The sequence below is a fragment of the Thioflexithrix psekupsensis genome (genome assembly GCF_002149925.1).
GTDB lineage: Bacteria > Pseudomonadota > Gammaproteobacteria > Beggiatoales > Beggiatoaceae > Thioflexithrix > Thioflexithrix psekupsensis.
The window spans coordinates 79109-92594 of sequence record NZ_MSLT01000019.1 but is presented as its reverse complement, the minus strand read 5'-3'; the positions used below and the strand labels follow the sequence as shown (position 1 = coordinate 92594).

Annotated in this window: 13 protein-coding genes; 1 reads left to right on the top strand and 12 read right to left on the bottom strand. The window is 39.6% G+C overall.

The genetic code is table 11. From position 1 onward, the window contains the following. Window positions 1-743: 743 nt before the first annotated feature. The 4 genes from TPSD3_RS17300 to TPSD3_RS12550 all read right to left on the bottom strand — a co-directional run bounded on the left by TPSD3_RS17300 (window position 744) and on the right by TPSD3_RS12550 (window position 2986). Window positions 744-905, bottom strand: coding sequence for a heme exporter protein CcmD (locus TPSD3_RS17300; RefSeq protein WP_140048440.1), 162 nt, complete (start codon window positions 903-905; stop codon window positions 744-746). Window positions 906-1127: 222 nt separating this feature from the next. Continuing rightward, entirely contained in the window at window positions 1128-1400 is a 273-nt protein-coding gene (locus TPSD3_RS12560) for a hypothetical protein (protein ID WP_140048439.1), read from the bottom strand. Between the two features lie 23 nt (window positions 1401-1423). Beyond that, entirely contained in the window at window positions 1424-1672 is a 249-nt protein-coding gene (locus tag TPSD3_RS12555; protein WP_140048438.1) for a hypothetical protein, read from the bottom strand. Window positions 1673-1774: 102 nt separating this feature from the next. Further along, window positions 1775-2986 (bottom strand): DNA cytosine methyltransferase, encoded by a 1212-nt coding sequence (locus TPSD3_RS12550; protein ID WP_086488884.1) that lies wholly within the window; start codon window positions 2984-2986, stop codon window positions 1775-1777. Window positions 2987-3135: 149 nt separating this feature from the next. Between TPSD3_RS12550 and TPSD3_RS12545 the strand changes: the two genes are divergently transcribed. Further along, on the top strand, window positions 3136-4209 hold the full coding sequence (locus TPSD3_RS12545) for an IS630 family transposase (protein ID WP_086488883.1): 1074 nt from the start codon (window positions 3136-3138) through the stop codon (window positions 4207-4209). On the opposite strand, the gene TPSD3_RS12540 is transcribed toward TPSD3_RS12545, so the two are convergent. The 8 genes from TPSD3_RS12540 to TPSD3_RS12505 form a co-directional block, all read right to left on the bottom strand. Further along, window positions 4101-4861, bottom strand: a protein-coding gene (locus TPSD3_RS12540; protein ID WP_140048554.1) for an IS5 family transposase whose coding sequence is annotated in 2 segments (ribosomal slippage) — window positions 4101-4492 and window positions 4492-4861 — 762 coding nt in all. Because the reading frame shifts where the segments join, the coding sequence is not laid out codon by codon here. The two genes, TPSD3_RS12545 and TPSD3_RS12540, sit on opposite strands and share 109 nt — an antisense overlap. A gap of 412 nt (window positions 4862-5273) precedes the next feature. Then, entirely contained in the window at window positions 5274-5480 is a 207-nt protein-coding gene (locus TPSD3_RS12535) for a hypothetical protein (protein ID WP_086488882.1), read from the bottom strand. Next, on the bottom strand, window positions 5470-5739 hold the full coding sequence (locus tag TPSD3_RS12530) for a BrnT family toxin (RefSeq protein WP_086488881.1): 270 nt from the start codon (window positions 5737-5739) through the stop codon (window positions 5470-5472). Before TPSD3_RS12530 ends, TPSD3_RS12535 begins: the two co-directional genes overlap by 11 nt. A 263-nt stretch (window positions 5740-6002) precedes the next feature. After that, window positions 6003-8024, bottom strand: a complete 2022-nt coding sequence (locus TPSD3_RS18150) for a TonB-dependent receptor plug domain-containing protein (RefSeq protein ID WP_086488880.1) — start codon at window positions 8022-8024, stop codon at window positions 6003-6005. A 426-nt stretch (window positions 8025-8450) separates the two neighbouring features. Beyond that, complete coding sequence (locus tag TPSD3_RS12520) at window positions 8451-9008, bottom strand: diheme cytochrome c (protein WP_086488879.1); 558 nt, start codon at window positions 9006-9008, stop codon at window positions 8451-8453. Window positions 9009-9028: 20 nt separating this feature from the next. Beyond that, window positions 9029-9430 (bottom strand): DUF1924 domain-containing protein, encoded by a 402-nt coding sequence (locus TPSD3_RS12515; protein ID WP_086488878.1) that lies wholly within the window; start codon window positions 9428-9430, stop codon window positions 9029-9031. A gap of 352 nt (window positions 9431-9782) precedes the next feature. Further along, window positions 9783-12125 carry a bifunctional metallophosphatase/5'-nucleotidase gene (locus TPSD3_RS12510; RefSeq protein WP_086488877.1) on the bottom strand — a complete coding sequence of 781 codons (2343 nt, stop codon included), beginning with the start codon at window positions 12123-12125 and terminating at the stop codon, window positions 9783-9785. Between the two features lie 314 nt (window positions 12126-12439). Beyond that, window positions 12440-13471 carry an IS630 family transposase gene (locus tag TPSD3_RS12505; RefSeq protein ID WP_086486662.1) on the bottom strand — a complete coding sequence of 344 codons (1032 nt, stop codon included), beginning with the start codon at window positions 13469-13471 and terminating at the stop codon, window positions 12440-12442. Window positions 13472-13486 lie beyond the last annotated feature (15 nt).

The window sequence follows — 13486 nt, the reverse complement described above, 5'->3', positions numbered from 1 at the left end:
AAATCGCCTTTACGGTATTCGGGCAGTACCGTTTCAATCACATGTTTTTAACACAAATGCGTGGCTTCTAAGGCTTTGGGATTGTCAGAAATTACGCCTTGAGATAAAGGCCAAATTAAGTCCAACGCCAAGCGATTTTCTAAAGCTTCATCGCCAGTAAATAAGGTTTATTAAAGCGTTTTTGCGCGATTACATCTTTGGGATAACCACACAAGTCCGACTGGTAAAGGTTTACCGGTCGAAGTGGTAATTGATGTGCGACTCGTTCCAAATCAATACCCACATGAAAAGTATTAGCATCATTTTATCCTGTTAATTAAAATGTTTCTCAAATTAAGATTGTCTTCCACTAAACGTTTCAACATCGCCAATTTAGAAGGACTGGTTGTAGTTTTTGTGTCGGATGAGAAATGGACAGAAGGCTCTGAGTGGGGGGTTGTGGCTGGGGGACGCTCACAACCGTCACCGCAGGAGGCGTTAATAACGTTTGCACTTGTTCTTTTAATGCTTCAACTTGTTGTGCAAGAGCGTGTTGTTGGGTGGTGAGGCGGTGTTTTCTTCTTTAGCAAGATGATGTGATTTATAAAACCTTTATTTTGTCAGAATCAGAATTTACAGAATTAAATAATTTTCAAAATTTATTCTTGCAAGTCATTTATTTTAAACAGATTTTTTATTCTTTAATTCTGAAAATCCTAAAATTCTGTAAATTCTGATTCTGACAGAAAAATTTTATGAATGACTTAATTTTGGTATTGTTCTTGCTGTGCCAATTGGCGAATGGCTTTTTTCGATTGCCACAATTGCCACACCAATACACCACCAATCACCACCAACGACGCAGGCATTAACGCGCCACCTAACCACTTTGCCCCAGCGATATGGGTTAAATTGGGTTCAAGCATTTTTTATTCCTCTCTGCTGTGGAAAATAACCGCCGTTTATTCTAAGTAGGCATTCTAAGCAATGAGTGCTTGGGAAACAACCCAACAAGAAGAGAAAAAAAGTAAGTAATAGATTAAAACCGCATCCCAAAACCCGCATAGGCCGCTCGGCCTGATTTGGCTGGTACGGATGAAAATCAAACTGAAAAAGCCCGACTGGGTGGTCGGGCTTTGAGTGATAAGTTAGGGCGAGTGTTTCTTTTCAATTTCGGAACGAAAATAATACCCTAAAATTAAGCCTAGTGGTCCAGAAAATACCCCTGAAATTGTTAGAATTAACTCTTTTGCTTCAGCAGCTTTTCCTTCTAATGTCATAAACAAACTAATGGTTGCTAGAACTACGGAGCCAAACACAAAAACTGAAAACATGAGCATAAAAATTAAAGCAATTAACCCTCTAACATTAGACTCATCCCTAATGACGGTTAATAATCCTACTTGTGATTTTCTAGGCATATGCAATACTAAAAGTTTAGTTCTTATTTTAATGGTATAACAACTCTTTTTGTTCCAACTTGAAGAAAAACATTTTTTGCATTCTCGTCTTCTTTATAAACTGTATAAAGTAGGCTAACTGCTTTTATAACAACATCTTCCCTGGAGTCACCGAAAATTGTAACCATCTCATCAATTACAGCGACTTCATCTGGAGTAAATGTCATTGTCAGTGATCTATTTCCTCCTCCGGTAAGAGGCTGAATTCTACTTTGGTTTTCGTCCTTAGACATGAGTAATTTTTATTTGGTATTTAACGAAATTTTGCCCTAACGACCAAGCTCTCACCAGCGACAGTGGAGCGCAGCGGAATTGCGGTCTGGTGCAGTGCCTTGTTATGTGTTTTTCAACGCATTTGCCACGCTTACTGCAACATGATAGGCAACAGGAGGGGAAACTGAGTTGCCAATTTGACCAAGAACTTGATACACCGCCCCTGCAAATTTCCATGACTCTGGAAATCCTTGAATTAACCCGACATCTTGAACTGACAGTCTAAAGTGCTTATTTTTAGCGGGAAAGGCTGATGCCTTTTCTCTACTCGACTGAATTCCATTAGGCCATATTTGCATATCTCCCCAAGATTTTTGACCCGCTGTGCTATTTAAAATAGATGTTGTATTTCTTTTTCCTGTGAAGGCACTTCTGATAGTCGGGGCTAAATTATCAAACCCGATGCTGTGTAGCCCCAGACAATCCCTAACCCCTTTTGTTTTTTCAAGTCCCGTATCAAATAACAAACAATTAGGGTAAGAATCATTTTTTCCTAAATGATCCCAAGTATGCGTGGGGGAGGGAGGGGTAAATTTATTCAATCGTGGTTTATTTCTAAAGCCAACAAAGAAAACTCTTTCTCTAATCTGTGGAACCCCATAATCAGCGGTGTGCATCTTAAATGTAGTTATTGAATAATCTGTCAACTCGTTCAATATATACTTTTTTACAAAGTCATTAAACTTTGGATTAAGTATTCCCAGTACATTTTCTGCTATGAAAACGCGAGGTTTCATCGCATTAACCGCTCTACTGAACTCTCCCCACATGTTTCTTTCATCATCTGCACCTTTTCGTGATCCTGCTACTGAAAACGGTTGGCACGGTGGCCCACCATGAACAATATCTACTTTGTCTTTGTAAATATTCCAATTCACTTTTCTCACATCACCTTCGTCTGGGCCACAATATATATTTGTAGATTCAAGATTGGTAGTTAATGTATCTTTACATATCAGTATAAGTTCATAAGAGGCTATGTGTTGGTAGCCTGCTCTAAGAAAGCCTAAATCTAAACCACCGCCACCACTAAACAGACTGATTGCCGTTAAACCATTGGATTCTAATTGAGGCATTAATAAATCAGGGTCAAATCGTGGTTTATTTATTTCATGTATACTATCAATAAGTCCTTCTTCGGCAGAAAGTTTAGATAGGCGTGATTCATGAGATATTTTCCTATACCATGCTCTTTTTTCATCAGTAATATCATACACTTTTTGATCACCCTTTTTATAAATGGATGTATTGTTTTGATATTGTGTTATTGGCATTTTATAAATCCCTCAAATATTCTCGAACCATAACTCGCAGTTGCTCAGCATGATTAGTGGTGATTTCTGTCCATCCTTCAAAATAACTAGGAGGAATATACCAATTTTTTCAGAGTCGTATAATAATACTTTTCAAATAGGAGAGAATAATGAACAAAAGATATGAAGATTTAGAAGAGTTAATGTCAACAGGTGAGGCGAGAGAAGTGAAGCGAGCGATGGCAGTAAGAATGTCTTTGCTTGGTTTTGTGCGTGCGGAAGCGGCTTTAGCGTGTTGTGTCAGTGTGCAATTTGTGGATAAATGGAAAGCCATTTATTTAGCGTCAGGGGTGGAAGGATTAAAGTTAGCGTATAAAGGCTCACCAGGGTATTTAAAGCCGCGTGAACGAGAAAATGTGATTAATTGGATACAAGAAAAGAAGACAATAACAATAGAGGAACTAAAGAGATACTTAAAAGAGGAGTATGATGTTTTCTATTCTTCAAATACTTCTTATACTAAATTATTAGAAGAAGCGAATTTAAGTTATAAGAAGACACACAAAGAGAATTCGGCAAAAGATGAGGTAAAAGTAGAAGCTAAAAAAAAAGAGATTAAGGATTTAATAGATAAGGAGCGTGAACAGATAGAAAGTGGAGAGGTAATGTACTGGATGCAAGACGAAAGCCATCAGTTGTGGGGAGATATTTGTGGTTATGTTTGGTCGAAAAAAGGAGAAAGAACGTCAATAAAGATGAGTAATTATCGCACTTCTCAAACGTGGTATGGAGCGGTGAATATTTATACGGGAGAATTTATTTTAGATAGGGCAAAGAAAGCTGATACAAAATATACGATAGACTTTATTAACTGGCTCATTTACAGATATAAAGAAGCCCGTCATGTGATTATTTGGGATGGTGCAAGTTATCATCGTTCTGAAGGTTTAAGAACTTATTTAGAGAAATTAAATGGGGGACTTCCAGAATCAGAATGGAAAGTTCGTTTATTAAGATTTGCGCCCAATGCCCCAGAGCAAAATCCAGTCGAGGATATTTGGCTTCAAGGTAAGAATTGGGTCAGAAAGAATTTTCATCGTCTATCAAGCTTTAAAGAAGTCACTAGACAGTGTCGTCACAAGATTTGTAACCAAAGAAAGAGGCATCGAATTTGTACAGCGGCGAGAAAGGAGGCGGTATTTTTGGCATACCGAGTGGCGATACCCCGCCATTGTTTAAGGTGAAGAAATGCGTTCTCAACCAGATGACGCAATTGGTAAAGTTCTTTGTCAAACGGACGCGGCTCTTTACGATTTTTCTTGGGAGGAATAACCACTTCCATTGCTTTAGAAGCAGCTAATTCTATGATTTTATTGGTATCATAAGCACGGTCAGCCAGTAACGCATCACCCTCTAAATCCTCTAATAAAGCCTCTGCCTGAGTACAATCTCCTGTCGTTCCCTTAGTAATGATGACTTTAAGTGGCATCCCATGTGCGTCTACAACGAGGTGTACCTTTGTATTGATCCCCCTTTTGTGCGACTCATGTCTTGATTCCCGCCCTTTGCCCCTGCCGCGTGAGGATGTACTTTGATGTGGCTCGAATCTATCATCAGCCACTCAACGTCTGGATCATCTTGCACCTTGAGCTGCAACTCCTCCCAAATCCCTTTGTCTCGCCAACGACAAAAACGACGATGGGTATTTTTCCAACCCCCATAACACGATGGTAAGTCTCTCCACGGCGCACCCGTTCGCATTATCCAAAATACTCCATTGATAAATCCACGATTATCTTTCGCTACTCCACCGTGACCTCCTGCTTTGCCAGGTAAGAGTGGCTCCAATATCTCCCACATTCTGTCTGTCATGTCATGTCTCTGATAGCTTTCCATTTCTATGTTCCTCTCTGTTAGCTCATTTACTCAAATTATACCTTTTATCCCCTCGTGACGACACTGCCTAGTATGTTTGAGACCTTTTTGTCAGGTAAAGTGTTTAAGTTTAATAAAATTAAACAGTATCTTATACCTAATATCTAGCTAGATATTAAAACTTAATTTGTTTTTATATCTCACATAATTTTTGTATTGTTTTTTTCGGTAAATTTTTTATTCTTTAATTCTGAAAATCCTAAAATTCTGTCAATTCTGATTCAGACAGAAAAGTTTTATCTAATGGCTTAATTTTGGTATAGATTAAAACCGCATCCCAAAACCCGCATAGGCCGCTCGGCCTGATTTGGCTGGTACAGATGAAAATCAAACTGAAAAAGCCCGACTGGGTGGTCGGGCTTTGAGCGAACCGTTACGCTAATGCCATACCGTGTTCTCTTGCATATTGACGTAATGCTTTATTAACAGCCTCTGAATCAGGAAAAAGCTTGTGCAATTCCGGAGAAATAACAACAATATTTGTTTCTTCCCGATAGCGTTTGACATATTTTCCTCGTACCCCAGACTTGATAAGGTCTGCTGAATATTCAGGCCGTAATGTATCCTCTTCATTGTTCATAGGCTTCACGCTCCTGTTTGGTCATATGCCTTGCCGAAATAATGCGAATGGCATCGCCTCTTTCTGTAAAAGAAACCACAAGCGGCGTGCCTTTTGATGAAAGACCGAAAATCAAATATCTCTCTTCTCCGTAGTCACCATCAGGGTCAGGGACGCAAGACGAAAAGTCATCATTAAATACTTCGCTGGCTTCTTCAAAGGAAATACCGTGTTTTCTCTGATTGGTAGACGCTTTGGTCTTATCCCATTCAAAATCCATTGGTATTTTTCATTTGCAGTAGATTGTAAATTTTGCCTAACAACGGAAATCAGCTATCCTATAATATACCAAAAAGATAGGGTTCGTAGAATCCTTATTTTGTCAGAATCAGAATTTACAGAATTAAAAAATTTTCAAAATTGATACTTGCAAGTCGCTCGTTTTCAATTGGTTTTTTATTCTTTAATTCTGAAAATCCTAAAATTCTGTCAATTCTGATTCAGACAGAAAAGTTTTATCTAATGGCTTAATTTTGGTATAGATTAAAACCGCATCCCAAAACCCGCATAAGCCGCTCGGCCTGATTTAGCTGGTACAGATGACATGTCCTCTCTGTTAATCTCTGGGGTATAAATCTCTGCATCTAGCAAGTTGTAAATATAAGCATTCAGAACAAAATCCTGATCGTCAGATAAACCAAATCTTTTACCTAATGGTAAATCAATATTAAGACTAAGCAAATGATAGGCACTGGGTTCTGGATTATATTGAATGGCTTTGGGATTGCGCTGCTCAATTCCTGGCATTTGGCTCACGTATTGATGAAATAAACCCAGACTTAAATTAGAAGGAAACACGTAACTAACGCCGTACTTAAATAGCCAATTGGGTGCTAATGTATAATTCTTGACTCCATGACCATCTTTATTGGTTTGATAAGTTAATGAACTGGTAATAAACCATCTTTCTTCCGGTGAAAACTTGCCTTCTAGCTCAATACCATGCAACGTTAAACTGCCTAAGTTAAAATGTCTTCGCCGCGATTCTCCCGGCAATAAACCGCGAGTGATTAAATCTTCCTGTTGACTACGAAAATAAGTCAAACTAATTTGCCCTTGATCTTGATGGTAAAATAGCTGCGCATCGAAAGTGCCAACTTTTTCGGGTGCTAAATCAGGTGTACCTTGTAAAGCGGGCAATTGGGCATTTCTTTCTACCTGTGTGGCCGCACGATAAGCCTCACTGTACAATAACTTAGCACTAAAATTCGGCGTAATTTCATGACTCAAGCCTAAACGCGGTACAAAATACCAATTTTGTTTAGGATTTTTGACCATCTGTCCCCCGATAGTCAAACGAGTTCGGTCAAATGTATAGTCAAATTGGGTATAAAAAAGGGCAATGGTGTCGTGATAGGATGGCTGTCGCCCAAGTACATCACCGGCTTGTGTCCATGAACGTATCTTGCCACTCCATGCGTATTCTAAACTAGCTCCCAGCAACCAAGTAAATTTTTCAGTCTGCCAATGCTGATTACCTTCCAATAGCACAGAGTGAGTTTTGCTGCTTAATGACAAACTTGATGGAATGGGCGATTCAGAGAACATGTTATTCAGATTGTAAGTCAGATTGAAATTAAGTTTGCGCTCAGGCGACAAATCTAAGTGATAACCTAAATCACCCAGTAAACGGGTAACTGATGTTTCTGTAGGCGGTGTCCATAGCATACTTGTACCAATGTAATTTTGGGTAGATTTAAGCAAGGCGAGGTTAAACTCAAAATCAGAATAACCCGCGTTCAAACTCAAACCAAGATCACGTCTCCCCATTTTGCGGCTGTCCATTTGCCCTTGTAAGTCTATCGCATTAAAATCCCATCCGTCTTCATCCACGTAGCCTAAACCTAGTGCTAAATAATAGTCTTCATTCAGACGTGTGAAATGACCATTAACGGCATGATGGCCAAAACTTCCTCCACTCACGCCTATTTCCAATTCTTGATCCGCACATTCATTGGATAGCGTGTTGCGAGTTATGATATTAATGACCCCGCTGTAAGCATTCGTACCATACAAAACTGACCCCGGCCCGCGAATGATTTCTAAGCGTTCAATAGCAGCCACGGGAAAAGCATTATACAGAGTGTAATTAATGCCTCCATTAAGTGCATCTCGAAATGGCCGACCATTAAGCAATACCAGTACACGTCTATCTAAGCCATTGACTTGATCGCCACGTATGACTGCATTATTACGCGGGTAGAGAATGCTTCCCCCCATGTACACTCCCGCGACTCTTTCAAGAATTTCGTATAAGGAATGACCACCAAAACGATTCATTTCTTCTCTGGAGATGACGCTTGCTACGCCGGGTGCAGTATGTAAATCTTCGTTGACTTTGGAGACAGCGGCAATTTCTATCTGCATTAATTGTTCTATTGTCAAAGCCATCAAACCAGATATGTCTTCATTGGGAGAACAATCGCGGGCAAAAACCGTATGAACAGAAAGAAACAGACATAAACATAATGAGACATTGGGAAATGGTGGGCGTAGGATATTCATGTGATGTTTTATTCTTAATTAGGCGTAAGTCGTTAAACAAAAATATGGCATTGCTAAATCAGAATTGCTCCACAAATCATATCATATAAACCTTGTTGCTTATTGTTTACTATAGCAAAATAATGTGATTCATAACGCCCTTATTTTGTCCGAAGCAGAATTAAAAAATGGACAAAATTGATTCATTCTGAAAAACAAAATAATCAAGTAATTCATTATTTGTATAATCTGAAAATTCAAAAATGCGGAATATTCTGATTTAGGCAAAAAGATGTTTTTGTGAATGCCGAAGAATGGACTTAAAATAGATGGGTTAAATCTGTGCGACATATTCCGTCCCCTTCCGATGACAGCGCAGGAAGGAGACGGAAAAACAGCGGTTAAAAATTAGGGAATAATGGTTAGGCGGTCATCTCTAAACAGCAATTAATCATCCCATCTCCCGTAATTCGGAATTTTCACCGTATCTTCATCATAAATACCTTGCTCTGCTTTGGTATGACAAGTGTTGCAGCGGCTAAAAGATTGTACATCCACATTGTCTTGTACTAAACGCGTTGGCAATTCGTCATGCTCATGGCGAAAAAATGGTGTTTCTGTAATTCGTAATGGCGTATCTCCATCCGCGATGCGTTTGAGAAAAGAATGGCCACCTGCGTATTTATCCGCAGCGTGAGCCGTTAAATAGTCGGTAATCGTTTGTTGAGTGTCGGCTGATAATTCGGCATTTTCGCCAAAATGATCGGCCAAATTATCCATCATGGCCTGCCATGAGCGAGCGGGTAAAAACGCGGGTTGATAAGCAAAATGACAGGTGCCGCATTCTTCACGATAAAGGCTGTGGGTTACAGCAGGCACTCGATCTTCTTCATATTGCTTGCGTCCATATTCACTGGCTAATAATAACGTTGTACCCGTAATGATGCTAATGCCTAATGCTAAAGCAAAGGTGCTTTTTAATAGGTTGAATGTATCGATATTCATTGCAGATAATCCTTAAAAAATTATTGAGCATTAATAAAGGTTAATAAATCCCCTTTTTCTTGGGCAGTGCATTCACGACCCAATGTCCATTTGCAATTGCGTAATAGCCATTTTTCTATTTGACGCACATCAGTTAAACTTTTCGGATTCGCAGAAGGAGCCAATGGGGGAATGTCTTTGCTCGTTTTAACATGCTTGCCTTTAGCGGTTAAATCAGCAGTGTGACAATCGGCACATTGACGCAGTGTGTTGCTTTCTGAATCAAGCGTTGTTGTTTTCCACAAGGCTTGTCCTGCTTCAACGGTAAAAGGAGAGTTGGCTTCCTTCTGATATTCCGCTAATAATTGTTTTAATACTTCGTTGGCTTGCGCATTTACGCCACTCAATAAGGTCAACAATAGAATGATGAATGCTTTTCGCATAACATGAACTCCTTTATAAAAAATCACATGAGGCAGTCTATTTTTGTGAGATAAAAAATAGGGATTTGTCGCTTGACTGGTTTATAGCATGATAAAAAAACCTTAGCTTCGCAAGGGACAAAACACTTAGAACAAGGCGATAAATCGCATTTGAGACATTTGTCTCATTCCGTTAATCCGGGTTATGGCAAAATGAGTGACAAAAGAGCATTGAGTTTTTACAAAGAAAAGAGGCGAGAGGCTGAAATTATTTAATAATGCCATTTGGGATAGATGAGTTAAATCTGTGCGACATATTCCGTCCCCTTCCGATGACAGCGCAGGAAGGAGACGGAAAAACAGCGGTTAAAAATTAGGGAATAATGGTTAGGCGGTCATCAACGACTGCGCCTGTGCTTTCATCAACTGCGCCTATGTTGCGAATGTGTTGGATGATTTCATTGCGATAAATTAAGCCTGTTTCGTCTTTTGGTAAAACAGTTAAATCAAACCCTAAAGCAGGCTGTCCCGCTTCGGTGGTTTGTCCGCGCCAATTTTCACTGCCACCGCCGCGCAAGGCAATAAAATCACCAAACGCCACCCGGAACGTTTGATCTAATACCTCATCAATGGGACGGCCTTGAATCGTAATGGCTTCAGCCACCGCATTTTTAGGCTGATCATTCAGGCGGATAGTGTATTTAAGGTCTTTAGAAAACTGCAAAAAACCATAGGAATAAACAAATCCCGCCAAATCCTCAGGAGTTGCTGTGCCACCATTTTGTGCCAATTGTTCGGGTCTTAAAATACGTTGGGCATTGCTCATTAACATCTGTTTGATTTCGGCCCCCGTCATGTTAATCACCACGATCAAATCCGCAAACGGCATAACTTGAAACCAATCTTCAAAAGTAATCATTTGATTTGGCACTACACCACGACTGACACCCGACGCATTGAATACGGCAATATCCACTTGTTGTGTATTATCCGCCCGCAATGGAAAGTGAACACTACGCGCCACAATGGCATCGTTCATAAAATTGTGAATCGCCGTTTGTCCCAAATAACGCTTGGCAATCACGGATTCTGTGGTTAATTCATCACTGTTTCCGGCTTGCCCAATGAGTTCGCTTAATTTAACTTTAAGCAAATCATACAAAGGTTGAATCACACTTTGTTCAAATTCCAAATCCACATCGCTGTCTTGTTCATACAAAGCAGGATTGTAATTTTCTGCATTGATCGTGGCTGGACGTTGATCGCGTCGTTTTAAACCATGTAAACGGGCAGTGGCATGGGTGCGTAAATAAGTTGTGCTTGGAAAAAGGGTGTAACTAAATTCTCCCAAATGACTGCCACTTGAACCGGCTTGTACAGTTGGAATACCACTGAGAAAAGTATCTAAACCTTGTGCATTCAATACGGTATGTGTATGACCACCGATTAGTACCATTGGTAAATCACTGACAAAAGCCGCTGCCTCAGCAATTTGTACATCGCCTAATTCCAGCGCATGACGCACCGCACCGTCAATGGGCGCATTGTATCCAACATGCGATAAAATAACGATAACATCAACCAACGGTTCTAAATAAGGAATGGCGCGTGTAGCCACTTTAGCCATGTCTTCCGCATTAGAATTAGGATCGTCGCTTGAACCCAATCGCGTCGATATTTTAGTGGTTAAACCAAGAATACCTACACGTACTCCACTTTTGGTTACACCAATAATCGCAGGGGAATAGTGTTTGTCGTTCAGGTAACGAGAACCAAAAATATTAGCTGACAATAAGGGAAAATTCGCATCTGATTCAATGGCTTTAGCCAGTATTTCTGTTCCACGATCAAACTCATGATTACCCAACACGGCCGCGTCAACGCCCGCCGCAGAATAAGCCCGATAAGAAGCACTGGCCTTAAATTCCCCAACAGCGGCTCCAAGTAATTCATCTAATGGGTTGCCAATATGATCATCACCTGCCGAAAGAAATAACACCGAAGTGTTATTTTTAGCCTGTTGACGGGTGTTTTTAACTATTTTAACCATTTGTGACAAGTAGTGGGTGTCGCCACGTGCGCTATTTGTCACCCGCAAATTGTTATGTAAGTCGTTAAAATGAAATATTTTTAACGCATAAGTTTCCCCATTTTGCAAGGTGGCTGTAGGTGGATTTACGTTTGGCGCAATCTTAAATTCCTTTTTATGCGGAAAATGGGAAAAATCCCCTTTTAACGCATAAAGTTGCGTAAATTCTCCCTGTGGATTAGACGTGATTTTTTCCAAAACAATGGGGTTTTGAGTATCTAAGGGTTCAACTTGATGCAATATCCAAAATGCGTCGCCATTTTTCTCCAGATGACGCAAAGTGACATGATGTTTCTCTTCGGGTTGATTGGAAAGAAACAAGGGCATGGTCAGTTCTAACTGAGCGTCCAAACGCGCACATTGGCCGGGTAATGGCGTACATTGCGCATTGCCCAGTTTAGTTAAGGCCAGATGGACATTCTGATCATCGACAGATGGATCATATTTCAAGTGCATAGACAGCGTTTGTCTGCCAAATTGCACACAGGCCAGTTGAAGTTCAGCCTGTTCCACATGGTAAACAGGAGCAGGACAGGTTGTTGCGTAGGCAGGGGTTAGCCAACCAATCAGTAAAATAAAAAAAGCGGTCACAAAACCAGTGAGCCGAATGGTTAATTTTCTCATCATCGTTTGACTCTAAGGTGGGTGGGAATGGTTTTGGGGTTGTTTTGTAACGCAACCCACTTAACAGTACCACTCTCCTATTTCAAACGAATTAAGGTTATATGACATAACAGAGTCATTCCTCTGTTTGTCAAGATTTTTTAATTTCGGCTCAAATTGCGCGGTGCGGGCGTGACGTATAAAAAAACCGCATATTGCGATTTCTTTACAAAAAAGACCGCAAATTTAACACAGTTATAACACAAAATAATTGTGAATGAACGATACTATACCAAAATTATGTGAGATATAAAAACAAATTAAGTTTTAATATCTACCTAGATATTAGGTATAAGATACTGTTTAATTTTATTAAACTTAAACACTTTACCTGACAAAAAGGTCTCAAACATACTAGTGACTTCTTTAAAGCTTGATAGGCGATGAAAATTCTTTCTGACCCAATTCTTACCTTGAAGCCAAATATCCTCGACTGGATTTTGCTCTGGGGCATTAGGTGCAAATCTTAATAAACGAACTTTCCATTCTGATTCTGGAAGTCCCCCATTTAATTTCTCTAAATAAGTTCTTAAACCTTCAGAACGATGATAACTTGCACCATCCCAAATAATCACATGACGGGCTTCTTTATATCTGTAAATGAGCCAGTTAATAAAGTCTATCGTATATTTTGTATCAGCTTTCTTTGCCCTATCTAAAATAAATTCTCCCGTATAAATATTCACCGCTCCATACCACGTTTGAGAAGTGCGATAATTACTCATCTTTATTGACGTTCTTTCTCCTTTTTTCGACCAAACATAACCACAAATATCTCCCCACAACTGATGGCTTTCGTCTTGCATCCAGTACATTACCTCTCCACTTTCTATCTGTTCACGCTCCTTATCTATTAAATCCTTAATCTCTTTTTTTTTAGCTTCTACTTTTACCTCATCTTTTGCCGAATTCTCTTTGTGTGTCTTCTTATAACTTAAATTCGCTTCTTCTAATAATTTAGTATAAGAAGTATTTGAAGAATAGAAAACATCATACTCCTCTTTTAAGTATCTCTTTAGTTCCTCTATTGTTATTGTCTTCTTTTCTTGTATCCAATTAATCACATCTTCTCGTTCACGCGGCTTTAAATACCCTGGTGAGCCTTTATACGCTAACTTTAATCCTTCAACCCCTGACGCTAAATAAATGGCTTTCCATTTATCCACAAATTGCACACTGACACAACACGCTAAAGCCGCTTCCGCACGCACAAAACCAAGCAAAGACATTCTTACTGCCATCGCTCGCTTCACTTCTCTCGCTTCACCTGTTGACATTAATTCTTCTAAATCTTCATATCTTTTGTTCATTATTCTCTCCTATTT

What these genes read in the sequence shown, in the direction of transcription:
- TPSD3_RS18150 (WP_086488880.1), bottom strand. Translation starts at nt 8,024, where the DNA reads ATGAATATCCTACGCCCACCATTTCCCAATGTCTCATTATGTTTATGT.
- TPSD3_RS12530 (WP_086488881.1), bottom strand. Translation starts at nt 5,739, where the DNA reads ATGGATTTTGAATGGGATAAGACCAAAGCGTCTACCAATCAGAGAAAA.
- TPSD3_RS12560 (WP_140048439.1), bottom strand. Translation starts at nt 1,400, where the DNA reads ATGCCTAGAAAATCACAAGTAGGATTATTAACCGTCATTAGGGATGAG.
- TPSD3_RS12555 (WP_140048438.1), bottom strand. Translation starts at nt 1,672, where the DNA reads ATGTCTAAGGACGAAAACCAAAGTAGAATTCAGCCTCTTACCGGAGGA.
- TPSD3_RS12550 (WP_086488884.1), bottom strand. Translation starts at nt 2,986, where the DNA reads ATGCCAATAACACAATATCAAAACAATACATCCATTTATAAAAAGGGT.
- TPSD3_RS12520 (WP_086488879.1), bottom strand. Translation starts at nt 9,008, where the DNA reads ATGAATATCGATACATTCAACCTATTAAAAAGCACCTTTGCTTTAGCA.
- TPSD3_RS12505 (WP_086486662.1), bottom strand. Translation starts at nt 13,471, where the DNA reads ATGAACAAAAGATATGAAGATTTAGAAGAATTAATGTCAACAGGTGAA.
- TPSD3_RS12545 (WP_086488883.1), top strand. Translation starts at nt 3,136, where the DNA reads ATGAACAAAAGATATGAAGATTTAGAAGAGTTAATGTCAACAGGTGAG.
- TPSD3_RS12535 (WP_086488882.1), bottom strand. Translation starts at nt 5,480, where the DNA reads ATGAACAATGAAGAGGATACATTACGGCCTGAATATTCAGCAGACCTT.
- TPSD3_RS12515 (WP_086488878.1), bottom strand. Translation starts at nt 9,430, where the DNA reads ATGCGAAAAGCATTCATCATTCTATTGTTGACCTTATTGAGTGGCGTA.
- TPSD3_RS17300 (WP_140048440.1), bottom strand. Translation starts at nt 905, where the DNA reads ATGCTTGAACCCAATTTAACCCATATCGCTGGGGCAAAGTGGTTAGGT.
- TPSD3_RS12510 (WP_086488877.1), bottom strand. Translation starts at nt 12,125, where the DNA reads ATGATGAGAAAATTAACCATTCGGCTCACTGGTTTTGTGACCGCTTTT.